At 33.9% G+C, this 18,595-nt stretch carries 22 protein-coding genes; 16 read left to right on the forward strand and 6 right to left on the reverse strand.

What is annotated here, in order from left to right; translation table 11 throughout:
- Nucleotides 1–74 precede the first annotated feature (74 nt).
- On the forward strand, nucleotides 75–518 hold the full coding sequence (locus IRZ83_RS01735) for a PaaI family thioesterase (protein WP_228520647.1): 444 nt from the start codon (nucleotides 75–77) through the stop codon (nucleotides 516–518).
- Nucleotides 519–602: 84 nt separating this feature from the next.
- The gene (locus tag IRZ83_RS01740; RefSeq protein ID WP_029269909.1) at nucleotides 603–2,153 is read left to right on the forward strand and encodes a DHA2 family efflux MFS transporter permease subunit; all 1,551 of its coding nucleotides are present in this window, start codon (nucleotides 603–605) and stop codon (nucleotides 2,151–2,153) included.
- 280 nt (nucleotides 2,154–2,433) lie between these two features.
- Here the strand turns inward: IRZ83_RS01740 and IRZ83_RS01745 are convergent, their stop codons facing one another.
- Entirely contained in the window at nucleotides 2,434–2,919 is a 486-nt protein-coding gene (locus IRZ83_RS01745; RefSeq protein WP_194566402.1) for a MarR family winged helix-turn-helix transcriptional regulator, read from the reverse strand.
- A 2-nt stretch (nucleotides 2,920–2,921) separates the two neighbouring features.
- Nucleotides 2,922–3,413 (reverse strand): GNAT family N-acetyltransferase, encoded by a 492-nt coding sequence (locus tag IRZ83_RS01750; RefSeq protein ID WP_194566404.1) that lies wholly within the window; start codon nucleotides 3,411–3,413, stop codon nucleotides 2,922–2,924.
- A gap of 493 nt (nucleotides 3,414–3,906) precedes the next feature.
- Here IRZ83_RS01750 and IRZ83_RS01755 point away from each other — a divergent pair, with 493 nt between their 5' ends.
- The 5 genes from IRZ83_RS01755 (at nucleotide 3,907) to IRZ83_RS01775 (ending at nucleotide 7,753) form a co-directional block, all read left to right on the forward strand.
- Nucleotides 3,907–4,494 carry a TetR/AcrR family transcriptional regulator gene (locus IRZ83_RS01755; RefSeq protein ID WP_194566406.1) on the forward strand — a complete coding sequence of 196 codons (588 nt, stop codon included), beginning with the start codon at nucleotides 3,907–3,909 and terminating at the stop codon, nucleotides 4,492–4,494.
- 182 nt (nucleotides 4,495–4,676) lie between these two features.
- Nucleotides 4,677–5,486, forward strand: a complete 810-nt coding sequence (locus IRZ83_RS01760) for an SDR family NAD(P)-dependent oxidoreductase (RefSeq protein WP_228515056.1) — start codon at nucleotides 4,677–4,679, stop codon at nucleotides 5,484–5,486.
- A gap of 432 nt (nucleotides 5,487–5,918) precedes the next feature.
- The gene (locus IRZ83_RS01765; protein ID WP_029269899.1) at nucleotides 5,919–6,158 is read left to right on the forward strand and encodes a hypothetical protein; all 240 of its coding nucleotides are present in this window, start codon (nucleotides 5,919–5,921) and stop codon (nucleotides 6,156–6,158) included.
- A 279-nt stretch (nucleotides 6,159–6,437) separates the two neighbouring features.
- Entirely contained in the window at nucleotides 6,438–6,854 is a 417-nt protein-coding gene (locus IRZ83_RS01770) for an OsmC family protein (RefSeq protein ID WP_194566408.1), read from the forward strand.
- Between the two features lie 107 nt (nucleotides 6,855–6,961).
- Entirely contained in the window at nucleotides 6,962–7,753 is a 792-nt protein-coding gene (locus tag IRZ83_RS01775) for an alpha/beta hydrolase (RefSeq protein ID WP_194566410.1), read from the forward strand.
- A gap of 160 nt (nucleotides 7,754–7,913) precedes the next feature.
- Here the strand turns inward: IRZ83_RS01775 and IRZ83_RS01780 are convergent, their stop codons facing one another.
- The 3 genes from IRZ83_RS01780 to IRZ83_RS01790 form a co-directional block, all read right to left on the reverse strand.
- Nucleotides 7,914–8,885: a hydrogen peroxide-inducible genes activator gene (locus tag IRZ83_RS01780; RefSeq protein WP_194566412.1), complete on the reverse strand. Its 972-nt coding sequence runs from the start codon at nucleotides 8,883–8,885 to the stop codon at nucleotides 7,914–7,916.
- A gap of 221 nt (nucleotides 8,886–9,106) precedes the next feature.
- Nucleotides 9,107–9,430 carry an ArsR/SmtB family transcription factor gene (locus tag IRZ83_RS01785; RefSeq protein ID WP_194566414.1) on the reverse strand — a complete coding sequence of 108 codons (324 nt, stop codon included), beginning with the start codon at nucleotides 9,428–9,430 and terminating at the stop codon, nucleotides 9,107–9,109.
- Between the two features lies 1 nt (nucleotide 9,431).
- The gene (locus IRZ83_RS01790; RefSeq protein ID WP_194566416.1) at nucleotides 9,432–9,860 is read right to left on the reverse strand and encodes an SRPBCC family protein; all 429 of its coding nucleotides are present in this window, start codon (nucleotides 9,858–9,860) and stop codon (nucleotides 9,432–9,434) included.
- Nucleotides 9,861–10,175: 315 nt separating this feature from the next.
- Between IRZ83_RS01790 and IRZ83_RS01795 the strand changes: the two genes are divergently transcribed.
- Both IRZ83_RS01795 and IRZ83_RS01800 read left to right on the forward strand, forming a co-directional pair.
- Entirely contained in the window at nucleotides 10,176–10,418 is a 243-nt protein-coding gene (locus IRZ83_RS01795; RefSeq protein WP_029269887.1) for a hypothetical protein, read from the forward strand.
- A gap of 207 nt (nucleotides 10,419–10,625) precedes the next feature.
- Nucleotides 10,626–11,804 (forward strand): dipeptidase, encoded by a 1,179-nt coding sequence (locus tag IRZ83_RS01800; RefSeq protein WP_194566418.1) that lies wholly within the window; start codon nucleotides 10,626–10,628, stop codon nucleotides 11,802–11,804.
- A 173-nt stretch (nucleotides 11,805–11,977) separates the two neighbouring features.
- On the opposite strand, the gene IRZ83_RS01805 is transcribed toward IRZ83_RS01800, so the two are convergent.
- Complete coding sequence (locus tag IRZ83_RS01805) at nucleotides 11,978–12,991, reverse strand: zinc-binding alcohol dehydrogenase family protein (RefSeq protein ID WP_194566420.1); 1,014 nt, start codon at nucleotides 12,989–12,991, stop codon at nucleotides 11,978–11,980.
- Nucleotides 12,992–13,114: 123 nt separating this feature from the next.
- Between IRZ83_RS01805 and IRZ83_RS01810 the strand changes: the two genes are divergently transcribed.
- The 7 genes from IRZ83_RS01810 (at nucleotide 13,115) to IRZ83_RS01840 (ending at nucleotide 18,583) form a co-directional block, all read left to right on the forward strand.
- The gene (locus IRZ83_RS01810) at nucleotides 13,115–13,672 is read left to right on the forward strand and encodes a GNAT family N-acetyltransferase (RefSeq protein ID WP_194566422.1); all 558 of its coding nucleotides are present in this window, start codon (nucleotides 13,115–13,117) and stop codon (nucleotides 13,670–13,672) included.
- Nucleotides 13,673–13,879: 207 nt separating this feature from the next.
- A complete protein-coding gene (kaiC, locus tag IRZ83_RS01815; protein ID WP_194566424.1) occupies nucleotides 13,880–15,553 on the forward strand; it encodes a circadian clock protein KaiC in 1,674 nt (557 codons plus the stop codon).
- Between the two features lies 1 nt (nucleotide 15,554).
- The gene (locus tag IRZ83_RS01820; RefSeq protein ID WP_194566426.1) at nucleotides 15,555–15,851 is read left to right on the forward strand and encodes a circadian clock KaiB family protein; all 297 of its coding nucleotides are present in this window, start codon (nucleotides 15,555–15,557) and stop codon (nucleotides 15,849–15,851) included.
- A 3-nt stretch (nucleotides 15,852–15,854) separates the two neighbouring features.
- Nucleotides 15,855–16,154, forward strand: a complete 300-nt coding sequence (locus IRZ83_RS01825) for a circadian clock KaiB family protein (RefSeq protein ID WP_194566428.1) — start codon at nucleotides 15,855–15,857, stop codon at nucleotides 16,152–16,154.
- Entirely contained in the window at nucleotides 16,147–17,412 is a 1,266-nt protein-coding gene (locus tag IRZ83_RS01830; protein ID WP_194566430.1) for a sensor histidine kinase, read from the forward strand. Before IRZ83_RS01825 ends, IRZ83_RS01830 begins: the two co-directional genes overlap by 8 nt.
- A gap of 1 nt (nucleotide 17,413) precedes the next feature.
- Nucleotides 17,414–17,830: a response regulator gene (locus IRZ83_RS01835; RefSeq protein WP_194566432.1), complete on the forward strand. Its 417-nt coding sequence runs from the start codon at nucleotides 17,414–17,416 to the stop codon at nucleotides 17,828–17,830.
- 531 nt (nucleotides 17,831–18,361) lie between these two features.
- Nucleotides 18,362–18,583: a hypothetical protein gene (locus IRZ83_RS01840; RefSeq protein WP_194566434.1), complete on the forward strand. Its 222-nt coding sequence runs from the start codon at nucleotides 18,362–18,364 to the stop codon at nucleotides 18,581–18,583.
- Nucleotides 18,584–18,595 lie beyond the last annotated feature (12 nt).

Here is an 18,595-nt window from a genome sequence, read left to right on the forward strand (position 1 = left end):
CCAAACGGTATAAAATAATTGTGAATTTTGAATTATCATATTTAATATAACATAACTCATAACTTAAAACTCAAATGAAAACTAGACTACAAGTACTTCAAGATCATATTGACAGAGAATTTACGGTTTCGCCTTCACCTTTTATGCTTTGGATGAAACCCTTTGTTCTTGCTGCTGAAAATGGCAGTGTAACTTTTAAATACCTAGTCAGAGAAGAAATGTCCAATCCGATTAAATCACTTCACGGAGGTGTAATAGCTGCAATTGCTGACGATTGTATTGGCGCTACACTATTTTCTTCAGATGAAGAAAATTTTTATACGACCATAAATCTCAATGTCGATTACTTTGCTCCTGCCCGTGTTGGCGATATTATTTTGGCACGAACTTCTATCATCAAAAAAGGAAGACAATTTGTAAATGCACAATGCGAAATTTGGAATGAAGCCCAAACAAGACTAATTGCAACGGCATATTCTAATCTTTTTAAAACAAATGTTATCAAGCAAGAGCTTTAAATGGAAATGCAAAATCTTAAATTCCAAATTTCAATCGCTACCTTTTTTTAATCAAAAATATACCAATTGGTATAATTAAATACTATGACACCACTACACCGAAAACTTTTAATCATCACAGTTATCTTGGCTGCGATTATGGAACTTATTGATATTTCTATTGTCAATGTAGCGCTTTCTCACATGAGCGGTAATCTTGGCGCAACACTAGAAGATACTTCCTGGGTTATTACTGCTTATGCGATTGCGAATGTGATCATTATTCCCATTACGAGTTTTTTGAGCGCTAATCTTGGGCGACGCAATTATTATATCGGATCTGTAGTTTTGTTTACATTCTGTTCTTTTATGTGTGGCCATGCGTCGAATATTTGGATGCTGGTCTTTTTTAGATTTCTGCAAGGCATTGGCGGAGGCGCTTTATTATCAATTTCGCAGGTTATTGTTTTTGAACTTTTTCCAAAAGACAAACAATCGACTGCGGGAGCCATTTTTGGAGCCGGAATTTTTATCGGACCCACCATTGGGCCAACGCTCGGGGGTTATATTACCGAAAACTATGATTGGCCGTGGATTTTCTTGATTAATATTCCGCTTGGAATTCTAGTCGCAATTTCATGTTATTTTTTGTTGAAAGAACCTCCTGTAAAACCCGAAATAACAAAAGTCGACTGGACAGGAATTGCTCTATTAGCAATTGGCGTTGGTTCGCTGCAAACGGTTTTAGAACGCGGCGAAGTCGAAGATTGGTTTGAAACCCGATATATTATTATATTGAGTGTAATTGCTGCCACGACTTTGCTTGCTTTTATTTATTGGGAATTGAAAGTCGATAAACCTGTTGTGAATCTGCGCGTACTTAAAAGCAAATCGTTAAGCATCGCTGCCATTCTGACTTTCGTTACCGGATTCGGAATGTTTATTTCGATTTACATCAGTCCGGTTGTAGCGCAGAGACTTTTGAGTTTTTCGCCTTATCAAACGGGCTTGCTTTTGCTTCCTGGTGCTTTGTTTGCACTTTTGGCACTAAAACTTTGCGGCACATTATTGCAGAAAGGCGTTTCTCCTGTTCTTATTATTGCTGCTGGATTTCTTTTGTTTATTTATTTTAATTGGAGAATGTCCGGAATATCACTAGACACCAGCGCTTTTGAAGTAGCAACAGCGCTTATTTTCCGAGCTTTGGGATTGGCTTTATTAACTGTTCCGCTGACGATGCTGGCTGTTTCATCTCTTGATGATAAAGATGTGGGACAAGGTGCGGCGCTCAACAATATGATGCGTCAATTAGGAGGTTCTTTCGGCGTTTCGATCATCAATACCTATATTGTACATCGATATGCGGCGCATCGAAACGAATTGGTTTCAAACATTACTCCAGACAATAGTAGAGCGATGGACAGAATCAATGCGTACATCAATTATTTTCAGCACAGAGGTTTTACGTATAATGAATCGCGCTTGAAAGCCCTCAAATTAATGGAAAACATTGTAACCAAACAATCTTCATTACTAAGTTATAGAGATGCTTTTTTTCTAGTCGGACTCTTTTTTGTTTTTACACTGCCTCTTTTATTGCTGGTAATGAACAAATCAAAAAAACCCAAAACTAATATTATTATTTCCGATCATTAAAATAGTTGTTTTAACACATAGAAACATAGTTTTTTATAATGTATAAAATGCGTTTCAATCATTTAAACAAACAAAACTGTTGCTCTAAAAAGAAAAAAAGTTATTAGCAAAGCTTCAAGACTATGCAGATATAGCATAAAACCCTGAAGCTTTGATCAATAACTCTATTTAATTCTTTACTCTTTACTCTTTACTCTTTACTCTTTACTCTTTACTCTTTACTCTTTACTCTTTACTCTTAATTATTTACTCTTTACTCTTTACTATTTATTTTTATTCTTTATTCTCCACTTTCACCCTTCAACTGCAGCGCTCTTTGCAAAAAACTCTGCTGGCTTATTTTATTCTCGGCTTCGTTAATTGCTTGAAGCAAATTATTTTGGTTATCTGCAATTGTAGAAAGAACCGTAGACATAACATCCCAAACCGGTTTCATTTTTAAAATAAGCTCCTCGCCTTTTGGCGTAAGCAATAAAAGCCGTTTGCGCTCGTCTACTTTGTCTTTTTTTGACCGAATCAGTTTTTGTTTTTCGAGTTCTTTCAATAAACTAATAGTCGAAGGATGCGTATAACCAATTTCATTTGCAATTTCAACAACACTCAAAACCCCTTTGTGATGCAAGGTATAAATAACTGGAAACCATTTTGGCTCAAAATCAATATCGTATGATTTATACAACAGCGCGCCGTCTTTACGCAATTGCTCGCTCAAACGCTGCAATCGTGTCGAAATAGCTAATATTCCTGATTCGTCTATAATATTCATTCTTATTTTTTTAGTTGTAAATGGCAAAAAACATTATCGGCACTCATTACTGGAAATGATTTTGGAAGCGCTTCTTTTTCAATACGCTCAAATTCATTTCTTTCATAAAAACGCAAAGCAGCTTCTAATATGGATACGGTTCCCAAATATAAATCATCAATTTGATTTTCTTTGCAATAATCAATTAAAGTCTGCAATAGCTGTTGTGCAATCGAAAATTCTTTGCCTCGAAATTCTTTCTTTACAAACATCTTTCTTATTGCGGCTTCGTGATCGCTAAATTTCACTAAAGCGATCGTACCAACCAATTCATCATTTACAAAAGCGCCCCAGAATCCGCCGCCGCTGGCGTAATAAAAGTTGGTAATATTTAGCAGATCAGGCTGGTCTTCTAATGTAATGGCAACATTAAATTCTTTTTGCTGAATGTTTAAAACTAAATCTATAATAGCATCTGCATATTTATTTTCGATCGGAATAATAACTGGTTTCATAGCTTAAATATTTACATCACAAAACTACGTAGTTAAATACATAAATGCAATTATTTTTATTAAAAATTTGCTACGAAGGCGCAAAGACACAAAGTTTAATTCATTTAACACATAAGATAAATAATTTAATATCTGATTAATATGCCAAGAAGACACAAGGACACAAAGTGTAAATTTAAAAGATAGGATAAAATAATTTAAACTGCTTAATCTGCCAAATCTGCGAGAGAAAAAACTTCATGAACTAAACATAATATGCCACGAAGGCGCAAAGACACAAAGTTTAATTCATTTAAAACATAAGATAAATAATTTAATATCTGCCAAATCTGCGAGAGAAAAATTTCAAAAACTAAATATATTTTTAAAATTTTCCCGTTCTTTAAATGTAAAACTTTTCATAAAATCTAAAATAAATTTGCATATATGACCAATCGGTCATATATTTGTACCGTAATTTATTTCAATCTACAAAAGGTCAAATAAAACGATCATGGCAAAAGGAGAAGAAACCAGACAATTCATTATAGAAAAAGCCGCACCCATTTTTAATACAAAAGGGATTGCAGCAACTTCTATGAGCGATATTATGGAGGCTACGAAATTGTCTAAAGGAAGCATGTACGTTCATTTTGAAAACAAAGAAGTTCTTGCCTGCGCTGCTGTCGATCATAATATGAAAGTATTAGGCAACAAACTGCATTCTGAATTAGCAAAAAGCAAAACAGCAAAAGCCGAATTATTTACTTATATCGATTTTTTCAGTAATCCGGTGCATCCCCCAGTAATAGGCGGTTGTCCGTTATTGAATTTCGGTACAGAAGCTGACGATACCAACCCGATCGTAAAAGAAAAAGTAAACAGCGGTATCAAATACAACCAGCAATTGCTAGGAAGTATCATTAAAAAAGGCATCGAAAAAGGAGAATTTAAAACTGAATGGAACGCCGAAGATTTCGCTACCGTAATGTTCGCCATGATGGAAGGCGGTCACCTAATTTCAAGAATGTCAGGAAACAACGAAAAAATGCAAGTCATCACCAAAACCTTAAAAAATTTAATAGAGGAAAACACAATCTAATTTTTTTTATCTAAAAAATGACCTTTCGGTCATAAATATGAAATATTAGTTGTAAATGTAAAATCATAAAGCGCATATAACATATATCAACTCACATAAAACAAAAACAAAAACATTTAACATCTAACATTTAACATCTAACATCTAACATCTAACATCTAACATTTTAACAATTCACAATTATGAAAACAATTTTAATTACAGGAGCATCAAAAGGATTCGGAAGAGCCTGGACAGAAGCATTTTTAGCAAAAGGATACAAGGTAGCTGCAACAGCCAGAAATATTGATACCCTAGCCGACTTAAAAGCGCAATACGGAGACGCGATTTTGCCTCTTAAACTAGACGTAAACAAACGCGAAGAATCGTTTGCTGTAGTGCAAAAAGTACACGAACATTTTGGTGCCATCGATATTTTGATCAACAATGCCGGTTATGCCTTAAACGGTGCGGTAGAAGAAGCCAGCGAACAAGAAGCCAGAGCGCAGTTCGAAACAAATTTCTTCGGAACTTTATGGTTGACACAAGCGGTATTGCCTATTATGAGAAATCAAAAAAGCGGTCATATCATTCAGGTTTCTTCTATTTTAGGAATCGCCACTTTGCCTATAATTGGTTTATATAATGCTTCTAAATTTGCGGTTGAAGGCCTTACGGAAACTTTGGCTCAAGAAGTAAAACAATTTGGTATCAAAGTGACTTTGGTCGAGCCAAACGGTTATGTTACAGATATTTGGGGCAACGGATTCAACAGCGAAAGCATCGATGCGTATGACGGAATCAAAAAAGCCATTGCAGAAGGACATGATCCTGATACTTTCGGAAAAACCAGCGCTACAGTTCCGGCTATCTTAAAACTGGTCGAAGCCGAAAACCCTCCTCTGCGCCTATTCTTAGGAAAAGTAGCTTTACCATTTGCCAAACAAACCTACGAACAAAAACTAGCCACTTGGGAAGAATGGGCTGACGTTTCTGTAGCAGCACACGGATAATTTATTTCTGATTTTTTTAAGTTGATTGCAAACGAGATTGTTTCTTTTAAGAAGAGATGGTCTCGTTTTTTTGTTTTGGAAGATCCCGATACTTCTGGATCGGCTGTCACAAATCTTATGCGTATTTCGATTCTAATGCACTATTTCTGATTCTGATGCCGTCATAAATGTCCCAATTTAATGATTTCAATTTCTTTTATAAAAATACTCAAAAAACGAATTGCTTTCTTAATTGATTCAATTTCAATTATAAAAACAAATTTAAAAACATGGGAATTATATAACATTTAAATGAAATTATGTAAAAAATAACTAAATATTGATCTAATATTTCACTTGTTTTAAAATTTACACCAAACCAAATAATTACACTCTTATTTAATTATTTGTCGATTTCATTTGCTCTTTTTTAATAATTTAAAATAAAATACTTTGGAAAAGATAAGCATGCAGCGACTAAACAAGACTTTAGATTATCTAAAAAGCAAACAGCGCGAATTAGAAAGAAATTTTGAAAATGATACGCGAAGTATCGAATCCATGATAAACTATCTTAAAAAAGACATGATTGAACAGTTTAGGCTAGTGGCTTATGATGAATCGATCAAAGAAGTTAAGAGTACTAAAACTTTTATTAATCGTGTACAAAACATCATTAAGAAACAATTCTAAAACAATATCCATTTCTAAATAAAAGATTGCCCCCAATCTCTTATATATTGCCTGCCCCAAACGCAAATGTCTTTTGACTTTGCGTTTTTTTTTATTTTCTATAAAAATTAAAACTTTTATTTCTTCTCTTTTCTCCTTTAAACGCAATCATTATAAATTATTTTAATAACACTAAAAATTTATTAATTTGATTAATAACAACTATCGCCATAAATTTGTCTCATCAAAATCAAACAATTGATTTGAAATAATTTAAAAACAACTTAAAAAATAGAAATCATGAAATTTACAAGAAGAGCAAACGCAAATTGGAAAGGTACAGGAATGGAAGGAAAAGGAACTATCAGTACGCAAAGCACAACATTGAACGAAGCACAATTATCATTCAAAACTCGTTTTGAGCAAGGTGTAGGAACGAATCCAGAAGAATTGATCGCAGCAGCACATTCAGGCTGTTTTACCATGCAATTGAGCTTTTTACTTTCTGAAGCAGGATTCATACCAGAAGATTTAGACACAGTTGCAAAAGTTACTTTCGAAGACGGAACTATTACTTTGATTCAATTAGAATTAACTGGAAAAGTACCTGGAATCTCTGAAGAAGATTTTCAGAAAGCAGCACAAAAAGCAAAAGAAATCTGTCCGATTTCAAAATTATTGAACACTGAAATTACTTTAACTGTAACATTAAATTAATAAACTCCAACAATAAAATTCCAAATTCCGATAAAAAAGCTTCGCTCGTGTTGGAATTTGGAATATAAAAAATTGGAATTCACTTCACACTTAAAATTAAAATAAAAATGAAAACACTATTTATAAAAGAACAATTGAAACGTTATTTCATGTTCGCCGCATTAATCTTTAGTTTCTTACTCGCAGCAAATGCTAACGCACAAAAAACTGCAGCGCCAAAAATTAAAAATGTAGTATTGGTACACGGTGCCTTTGCAGATGGTTCAGGATGGCAAGGTTTATATCAAATTTTGACTAAAAAAGGATATAATGTAACCATTGTTCAAAATCCGTTAAGCTCTCTAGAAGATGATGTTGCAGCAACAAACTTAGCTTTAGACAAACAAGATGGACCAACAATCTTGGTAGGACATTCTTGGGGAGGTACTGTAATTACAGAAGCGGGAAATCATCCAAAAGTTGCTGCTTTGGTTTATGTAGCGGCGCTACAGCCTGATAACGGAGAAAATTCTGTTCAATGGCTTCAAACTGCGCCTCCAGCTCCTGAAAACGGTGTATTGCCTCCAGATGAAAAAGGAATTGCTTATTACGATAAAGCGAAATTTCACGCCGGTTTTGCTGGTGATCTAAGCAAAGAACAAGCCGATTTTATGTATGCTTCTCAAGGTGCATTTCACGCAAAAGGATTTTTAACTCCTATAACAAAAGCGTCTTGGAGAGATAAACCATCATACGGAATTGTAGCCACAGAAGATAAAAGCATCAATCCTGATATCGAGCGTGCAATGTACAAACGTTCTAACACAAAAATTACAGAAATAAAAGGAAGCCACGTTGTGTTTATTTCGCAGCCAGCGAAAGTTGCTGCTGTAATTATTGCGGCATCTAATAAAGAGTAATTCATTTACTTTGCCTTCAATATTTAACACATAGAAACATAGTTTTTACACTTTAAAAAAAGGCGTTTTACTTGTATAAGTCCACATAGCTATGTGTATTAGAACAAGTGAAACGCCTTTATCGACAAAGAAAAACTATTTTCTATGTGTTAAATATTTTCTACATAAACTTACTCACAGACTTAACAAAATAGGGCGAATCGTTCCAGCGGATTTTTTTGTAAGCAAAGTCTTTTTTGAGAGATTCTGGAAGGCAATTCCAAATCGCTTCGTTCATTTTTTCCAGCAGTAATTTCTTCGAAAACGAATCTGAAACCACCAAACTGATTTCTCTTACGGGAATTGGTTCTTTAAAAGGTTTAAAAAGTCCAGATTCTCTATCGTTTAGAATAGAAAGTTGCGGAATAATCGCAAAACCCAACTGCGCACGAACTAAGTTTTTTAAGGTTTCGATCGAACTGATATCATATGTAAACTGTTCTTTTATTTTATCAGAAGATTTTAAGCCACAAATATCTAAGAGCTGTGCATTATAGCAAAATTCATGATGAAGCAACAGCAATTCGGTTTTATCTCCGGGCTGTAATTCGTAAAATTCCTCATTTGCCAGCGGATGCATCTGATTTAAATATGCCACAAAAGGTTCTTTAAAAATAGGATGTTCGATTAAATTCGGATTTCCCGTTGGTGTTGCCATAATGACAACATCAAGAGCTCCCGTTTCTAAATCTTTCATCAATTGTCCGGTATTGGCTTCTCTAATTATAAAATGCACTTTTGGAGCTGCTTCTCGCATCGCCTTAATAAAAAGCGGAATAAGATAAGGCGACAAAGTGGATATAATGCCGAGCTTCAGCTCCCCTTCCAGCAGATTTTTTTCATTCACCACAAAATCCCTGATTTCATCTGCTTCGCGGAGAATTTTTTTTGCTTTGTTTATAATTTCTGTTCCAAGCAAAGTTGGCGTTAAAGGCACTTTATTTCGATCGAAAATCTTGATCCCAATTTCCTCTTCCAAATTTTTAAGCTGAATCGTAAGTCCGGGCTGTGTTACCATACAAACTTCGGCAGCTCTTGCAAAATGGCGTTCTTCGTCTAAGGCTACAATATATTTTAATTGCTGAATGGTCATGATTATAATTTTATTTTATAAAGATATAAAAATATCAATTTTGATTAATAAAACTATAAACTAAAATTTAACGGCAAAAGACCTAATTTTAAAGTTCACAAAGATTTACATAAATTTCGAAAAGTTATTTTCATTAGCGTTGCGAACTTTGTTTTTTATAAATCTTATAAGTAAAAAATCCTTGCGGACTTTGCGATACATTTTAAAGTTGCTTTACCCTTTTAATTCGGCAATTTATCATCTATTAAAGATTCTAATTTTTTGAGTTTTGAATTCCAAAATTCATCAAAGTACGAAAGCCAGCTTTTAAGTGCATCAAAACCGTCTTTTTTTAAAGTGCAATAACGTTCTCTCCCACTATCTTCTATCGAAATAAAACCTGCATGATGCAAGATTTTGACATGTTTAGAAACAGCAGGACGACTCATATCAAAATGATCTGCAATCGAATTAATTGTTAAGCGGTCATCACAAAGCAGGGACAGCATTTTTCTCCTGCTTGGATCTCCAATAACCTGAAATACATCAAGAGCCGGTGTTGCCATTTTATGCATTTATTAGGTTTGCTATTTTTTCTAACTTTTCTGTCCAGCCATGATTTAAACCGTTGAAGAAATCAAGATTTTCATCTTTGGCAAAACCGTTATGTTCCAAAAAAACTTGAGTTCCGTCTGCTGTTGGTTCAAGTTTCCATACTACAACAGAATTAAGTGTAATCTTTTCATTACCAGGCCCACTTGCCCAAGAATAGGAAAGTTTTTTAAATGGTTCGACTTCTAAAACAGTACAATAGAAAATTCCATCGAAATCCAAGCTCGGAATTGGACCTGTCCTGAACTGAAAATCTGTTCCAACAATTGGTTTAAAATTGTTTTTCATAAGCCATAGCTCCATCAAATCGGAGTTGGTCAAATATTGCCAAACCTTTTCAGGGGAATGTGCAAAGAAATACTGATGTTTGATGCTTCTTTCCATAATAAGTAACTTTTAAGTTACACAAATATATAAGTAACTTTTGAGTTACGCAATTATTTTATAAAAAAAAAATTAAAATCATAACAACGAACACTTTACCAAACAAAACGTTTTCAACCACTTACCTTTTTCATATGAAAGTTTTTTAAAATTTTAACAACATATTCTAAATCCAAATCTTGTATTTCAACGTAAATAAAAGCAGACGGTACTCGGGAATGCGGTAGATTCAAATGGAGTAGTTTTTGGAGCATATTGAACGCTATCACATTCCTAGAATATCGTTTTTTATTAAAATTTTAAGCAGATCACAGGTTGGAAAAAGTACACATTGAGAGGTTAAAAAAGACTTTAGAATACTTAGAAAGCAAACAGCGCGAACTAAGAAGAGAAACTGAAAAGGATACGCGAAGTATCGAATCGATGATTAAATTTCTTAAGAAGGATATGATCGAACAGTTCAAATTATTCGAATACAACTTATACATTAAACAAGAAATTAAAAATACTGACAATTTTATCAGCAGTGTGCGAGATATAATTGATGAGCAATCATAACGTTAAGTTTTTGAGATTCCCCCAGTCCCAAAATATTTAGCATTCTTGTGGCGCATCTTCTTTTGAAGCTGCGCCATTTTAATTTTAATAATTCATAGTACTAAACAATAAATTCATCGGCTCTTCTTCCTTCTCTGTCGATTGTCATTTCTATACCATTATTTTATACTTACTTTTGTTCAACATCAAATTATCTATTTGAAATTTATGAAAGAAACGGAACAAAAATGGTCCCGCAGGCAGTTTATCACCACCGTAACGGGAGCCGGAACCGCCCTTATGCTAACGCCTCAATTATCTTGGGCAATCAGTAAATTAGATCCTGCGACTGCAGCAATTGTATCTAAAATAATCGGAATTGGAATTGACACGCACAATCATATTGATGTGCCGCTAAACACGGCAGAATTGCCAGGACCGCAAATTGATCTTTCTGGCGAAATGAAGAAATCTGGCTTAGCCGCCATATGTATGACATTTGCCGTAGATTATCAGCAATTGAAAAATCCCGGAGACGCTTATACCCGATTCATAAATGGCCTTGATGCTATGGATAAAATCTTGGAAAGGAACAACATGAAACGCTCTCTTAATTTATCTGATATCAAAACAGCCCATAAAAAACAAAAGCCAACGGTTATTCAATCTGTTGAAGGCGGCCATTTTCTTGAAGGACAATTAGACCGCTTAAATGTCGCTTATGGCAGAGGTTTACGCCATTTAGGCTTGCTTCACGATCATGATGCGTCTGTACCTTTAGGAGATGTTTTTACCAATCCGGTTCAGTTTAACGGACTGACTTCGTTTGGAGCAGATGTTATAAAAGAATGCAACAAACTCGGAATTCTTGTCGATCTTTCTCACGCAGATAATACGACTGTAAATGCAGCGCTGAAAATCGCAACTAAACCTGTTTTAATTTCTCATACCGGTCTCGATACACAATTAGGTCAAAATGAAAATTTTGCTAAAATGATGAAACCGAGACTAATCAGCAAAGAGCAGGCAAAAATTGTTGCAGATGCAGGCGGTGTTATTGGAGTCTGGACGCACTTAGCAGACACGCCTTTAGAGTATGCCCAAAATATAAGAGCGATGGTTGATGTTGCTGGCATTGATCATGTTTGCATTGGAACCGATACTAAGCTGACTCCATCGTATAGATCTCCAAATAAATCGGGCGAAAATGGCCCAAAACCGCAAAACAATCAAAAACAGGAACGCCCTGGCGAGCGAACCAATTTTACATGGAAAGACCAAACAGAAGGTTTTTATTACACTGTAGTTGACGCTATGCTTAAAACAGGGTTTACAGAAAATGAAATTATAAAAATTGGCGGCGGTAACTTTTTACGAATATTTGATGCTGCGACGGCTGATCATTAACATTTTAATGTACATTACAATTTTTACATTCATTTTGAGGATTCAGAATTGTATATGAATTTTGAAAGTATTGACTCTCCCGGAGTACAAGTTTTAATAAAGAAAATAAAAAAGTAAAACGCATAAAAAAATCCCAATGATTGGGATTTTTTTATTTTTTGTAAATTAATGCTCTAAAATTTCACCGCTATTTTTCCGATCATTTTTCCTGACTCTAAAAGTTCGTGCGCTTTTTTGAAATTCTCTGCTGTAAGTCCGTTTAGGGTTTCGTTCAGCGTTGTTTTCAAAATGCCTTCATCTAATAAATCGGCTATTTTATTTAAAATATGGTGTTGTTCTATCATATCTTCTGTTTCGAACATCGAACGTGTGTACATTAATTCCCAAGAAAAAGAAGCACTTTTGTTTTTTAGTTTATTTAAAACAATTGGATCACTGCTTCCAGTAATCGATGCGATATGTCCTTGCGGTTTAATAAGTTCAACCATAGTATCCCAATAAAAATTGGTATCAACAAAATCTAAAATAAAATCAACATTTTGAAATCCGGCTTCACGCACAGAAGCAATTAAATTTTTATGATCTACTACAAAGTCAGCTCCTTGCTTTTTGCACCACTCTATTGTTTCTGGTCGAGATGCGGTTGCGATAACGGTTAATCCGGCAATTTTCTTCGCCAACTGAATCGCGATCGAACCAACGCCGCCAGCGCCGCCAATAATCAAAATCGTTTTGCCTTTGTCTTTTTCTGGATTGATTCTGATACGGTCAAACAATATTTCCCATGCAGTTAAAGCCGTTAGCGGAATCACAGCTGCTGCTTCGATACTTAATGTTTTTGGTTTTTTACCCACAATTCGCTCATCAATAATCTGATATTCGGCGTTGCTGCCTTGTTTGGTGATATCACCTGCATAGTAAACTGGATCGCCAATTTCAAACAAGCGAACATTTTCTCCCACATTTTCTACAATTCCAACAGCATCCCACCCAATGATTTTAGGCGTCTCCAGAACAGTATCTTTTGCGCTGTTCTGACGAATTTTAAAATCGACTGGATTTACAGATACGGCACTGATTTTTACTAATAAATCATTTGGACCTGGAATTGGTTTTGGAGCTTCCAATTCTATAAAGCTCTCTCTTTCTTGTATGGGTAACGATGTTTTAAATCCTATTGCTTTCATTTTTTTAAATTTTTAGTTTAAAATATACTACAAAGATAAGGGCAGATAAAATTTTAATAATGGTATAAGTTCATTGTATATTTGTACATATTCATCTTTTGAATATATTTAAAAACATCAAAAATGATTATTAGAAAAGCACTCTCTGAAGATTCACCGCAAATCGCTCCTATGCTGCTGCTCGCAATGGAAGATATTGTGTATAAATTCATTGGGAAAAAAGATTTTGACAGTGCAAAAGATTTTTTATTGCATTTTGTCGAAAAGGAAAACAATCAATATTCTTATCAAAATTGTTTTGTAGCCGAAGAAGAAAATAAAATTATAGGTGCTGTCAATATATATGATGGTGCTACATTAGAGAAATTAAGAATTCCAGTTATAGAATATGTTCGAGCTAATTTTAACCCAGACTTTAATCCGGAAGATGAAACGCAAAGCGGTGAATTTTACATTGATGCTTTGGGCATAGACCCACAACATCAAGGAAAAGGAATTGGATCTAAAATATTGCAGTTTTTAATCGAAAAATATGTTAATCAAAAAAAACAGACTTTAGGTTTGCTGGTAGATGAAGATAATCCGAATGCTAAAAAATTATATGTAAAGTTAGGGTTTGCGTTGGTTGGCAAGAAGACTCTAGTAGGGAAAACTTTGGAACATCTTCAAATTAAAATTTAACATATTCATTAAAATTAATATTTAATTGATCTTTCTGTAACAAGCCATTAACGTCTTTTAATTCATTTAATAATTTACAACCTTATTTTATATGATGTTCATTCAAAATGTTCGAAATTTCTTTAAACAGCTGTTAAATCTTTAATAATTTTTAATTGTTAATAAATTAGGAAAACGTATATTTGAGTAAACAGAATATTTATAAACGTGCAAGTACAATCAAAATCACATAGTTTTATTTTTCCTAAAACTCCTACAGGAGTAGATGGCCTAGATGAGATTACTGATGGAGGCTTTCCAAAAGGGCGTCCTACATTAATCTGCGGTGGTGCCGGCTGCGGAAAAACTTTGTTATCAATGCAATTCCTTATTAAAGGTATTACAGAGTATAACGAACCCGGAGTTTTCATGTCTTTTGAAGAACCCTCGGATGACCTTACATTAAATGTAAAATCTCTTGGCTTTGACCTTGAGCAGCTTAAAGCTGATAAAAAACTGGTAGTCGATCATGTTCGGGTTGAAAGATCTGAAATTGAAGAAGCTGGTGAATATGATCTAGAAGGTCTATTCATCAGATTAGGACATGCAATCGATTCTATAAAAGCGACAAGAGTAGTTTTAGACACTGTTGAGTCTCTATTTTCAGGCCTTGACAATCAAGCGATATTACGAGCAGAATTAAGACGATTATTTCATTGGCTTAAAACAAAAGGCGTAACAGCAATTATTACTGGAGAACGCGGTGAAGCTACGCTTACGCGCCAAGGTTTAGAAGAATACGTATCAGATTGTGTTATTGTTTTAGATCATCGTGTAATCGAACAGGTGTCAACCAGAAGACTTCGAATTGTAAAATATAGAGGTTCTACTCATGGTACAAACGAATATCCTTTTCTTATTGATGAAGAAGGAATTTCTGTACTTCCGATAACCTCATTGAAATTAGATAACGAAGTTTCTTCTGACATTGTGCCGACTGGGTTAACAGGCTTAAATGAAATGTTTGAAGGCGGTGGTTTCTATCGCGGGAGCAATATCTTGGTTTCTGGAACCGCTGGAACGGCTAAAACCACGATTGGCTGTTATTTTGCCAATCAGCAATGCGAAAATAAAGAGCGAACAATTTATTTTGCTTTTGAAGAATCGCCACAGCAATTGGTACGAAACATGAAATCAATCAATGTTGATCTTCAGAAACATATTGACAAAGGTATTTTGCAGATTCATTCTTCAAGACCTTCGCTGAACGGGCTTGAATTGCATTTGCTTACGCTTAGAAAACTAATTAAAGAATTTAAGCCTACAACAATTATTATTGATCCCATCAGTAATCTTATTACAGTAGGAAGCGAACATGAAGTTCGTTCGATGCTGGTGAGGCTTATTGATATGCTGAAAGCAAATAATATTACAGCGCTTTTTACATCATTAAACAAACAGACAGACAGTGTTAGGCCAGATCTTGCAGAAGAATCTGTATCATCACTTGTAGATACGTGGATTACGGTTCGCGATATGGAAGGAATTGGCGAAAGAAACCGTGGAATCTTCATTGTAAAATCTAGAGGAATGGGACATTCGAATCAAGTTAGAGAGTTTGTAATTACAAATAAAGGAATTGAATTATTAGATGTCGAATTAGGACCACAAGGAATTCTTACTGGTGCTGCAAGAAAATCACATCAATTCAAGAAAACAATGTCAGATATTAAGCTTCAGAATGAAATCAGTCGAAAAGACCGCGAAATTGAACGTAAGCGAAAAGTCTTAGAAGCAAACATAGAAGCGCTCAAGACTGAGTTTGAATCTGCTGAAGAAGAGTTAAGTATACTTAAAGCAACTGAAGAGCTGCAGGAAAAACTCGCTTCTAAAAAGAAATAATATGAAAAAAGAAATTGTAGCCGAATGGCAGTTACGATTATATATAGCTGGCCAGACACCAAAATCAATTACGGCACTTGAAAATATAAAAAAATACGCCGAAGAACATTTGAAAGGAATTTACAGCATTGAAATTGTTGATTTGCTTAAAAATCCTCAATTGGCAGAAGGTGATCAGATTTTTGCTGTACCTACATTAGTGAGAAAATTTCCAGAACCTATCCGTAAGATTATTGGTGATCTTTCGAATGAGGAAAGAGTACTTGTGGGGCTTAATATCCAACCCTTAAACTCTTAAAAAATGGACGAATCATCTGATGGCTCAAGTTCAACTAAACATAAATTTATGCTTTTTGTTTCTGGTATGTCTGTAAAATCAGGTCATGCCATAGAAAACCTGCGCAAAATCTGCGATAAATATCTTGAAAATAATTACGAATTAGAAATTATTGATATTAGTCGTGATACCGAGCAGGCTATGATACATCAAATAGTAGCAATACCTACTTTAATCAAAATAAATCCTGCACCAAGAAGAATAATTCTGGGCGATTTGTCAGACAAAGAGAAAGTATTAAGAATTCTAAACATACGTGAATAATTTGAAGGATAATAATACAAATATTGAATCTTTATTAGCTGAAATAGCCTCATTAAAAGAGCAGCTTTATGAATCTAACAGTATTGTTGATGCCATAAAGCAGGGAGATGTTGATGCGCTGGTAGTAAATACAAATGGGACTCCAGAGATTTATTCACTCGAAACGGCCGACTATACATTTAGACTTCTTATTGAGAAATTTGGACAAGGTGCACTGAGTGTTTCTAGAAACGGGCTTATACTATATTGTAATGATTTTTTCTCAAAACTTGTAGGCATACCTTCTGAAAAAATTATTGGAAATTACATTTATGACTATTTCCAAAATCAGGATCATTTTTCTGCTATAATGGAAGCTTTGAAATATGGTATTAATACGCATGAAATTATATTTAAAACTGAAAACTACAAAAAAACTTTTCCTGCTTATATAGCAGTTACAGACTTAGAGCCGGCTGTCTTAGGAATTGGAATTGTGATTACAGATCTTACTGAAAAGAAAAAACATGAAGATGCCCTAATACGCCATCAAAGAGAACTCGAAGAAAAGATCAACGAATTAAATCGTATAAATGCAAATCTTGAAGAATTTATTCATGTAATTTCACACGATCTTAAAGAACCTCTTCGAAAAATTGTTATGTACAGCGGCAGAATAAATGCTTCTAACCTTTTAGATCTTGATGCAAAAGCCATGCATGTCATGAAATCATCGGCATTGCGATTAAACTCACTTGTTGATGATTTAGTAAAGTATTCTTCGCATACGGCTCAGGAAGAACGTACAGAAGTAAATTTAGTTGATATCATTTCTGAAGTAAAAGATGATTTAGAAATTATAATCTCTGATAAAAAAGCGATTATTGAAATTGGAAAACTTCCAACATTAAAAGCATCTAAAGTGCAAATGCGCCAGCTTTTTTCTAATCTTATATCAAATGCTATTAAATACAGCAAAGCAAATATTCCTCCTGTCATACAAATTTTTGAAACCAATAATTTTGAATCAGAAAACTCAAAAAATAAAGATGCTTTTTTGAAGATTCAGATAAAAGACAATGGTATAGGAATGGAAAAAACTCATCTCCTTAAAATTTTTACTATCTTTCAGCGACTTCATGCTAAAAATGAATATTCTGGAAATGGTATTGGTCTTTCGATTTGCAAAAAAATAATGGAGAACCATTCAGGACATATTACTGTTGAAAGTCAAGTGAATGAGGGTACCACTTTTAATCTTTATTTCCCTATCTACTAAAATGTTAAAAAAAAACAACTTACATATAATTATTGCCGAAGACGATCACGATGACGCCGATGTAATCACCGAGACCTTCAGCAAAAATCCTGATTTTAGAAAGGTCAGCCTTGTAGCAAATGGCGAAGAACTTTTAAATTATCTAAAAAATACTTCAAACGAAATTCCAGACGTTATTCTCACAGATATTAATATGCCCATTATAGACGGCATTGAAGCACTGCAGGAAATCCTTAATACAGACGGACTCAAAAATATTCCATGTTTTGTCTATTCTACAAGCATAAATCCGGTTTATAAGGAAAGATGTGATCTGCTGGGGGTAAAAGGTTATCTCATTAAGCCTTATTCTATTGAAGCTTTTGAAGAAATTCCAAAAAACATCCTTAAAATAATTGAATATAATATGCAAGTATAAATATCTAAACTTGTAAAACTTTATTCTTAATCTAAAAATTTTGAAATAAGGCTTGTTACTATAAAAACAAAAAGAGCTGATTTAAAAATCAGCTCTTTTTTTTGTTTAGAATTTAAATCATTAAGAATATTCTTTACTTCCCAACTCACCTTTATTCTAAATAGTTTTAGTAAAATTACTATGCATACATAGGAAATTACTTAAAATATTATATATAGTATTAAAAAATATAAGAATTTTTTCAGTATATTTAATTAAATATCATATTTAAACTACAATATGTAATTGTTAAAAGAATGCTAAAAACTCATTTTTGCAGTACTTACAAAGTAATTTTTATAAGATTATTTATGAATTAACAGAATGTTCTATTATTAATTTAAAATCAAAAAAAACTCATGAACCTCATTTACAGCAAAATACAGGTTTCGAAATAAAATCCTAATCCTATTTTATAAAATTATTCTTACCTGTCATTTCTGCCCCACTTACATTTTATGAATTTTATATACCCAAATCTAAAATTAGCATATGAAAGTCAGAAAATTTAATTTCCTATCAGCCTTATTTCTTTGCTTAGCCTTTAAAAGTTATGCTGTTCCTTTTCCTCCTCAACCGCAATCAATTCCTCCGCCGGTCGGTGATCCGGTTCCTATTGACAGTCAAATTTTGATACTGTTTGCAGGTGCTGTTTTGCTTGGAATGTTTTATCTCCTGAAGAAACCAAAGTCTAAATTATCTGGAGATGCTTAATAAAAAGGAAAC

This window comes from Flavobacterium sp. JLP (genome assembly GCF_015350755.1).
In the GTDB taxonomy this organism is placed as follows: domain Bacteria; phylum Bacteroidota; class Bacteroidia; order Flavobacteriales; family Flavobacteriaceae; genus Flavobacterium.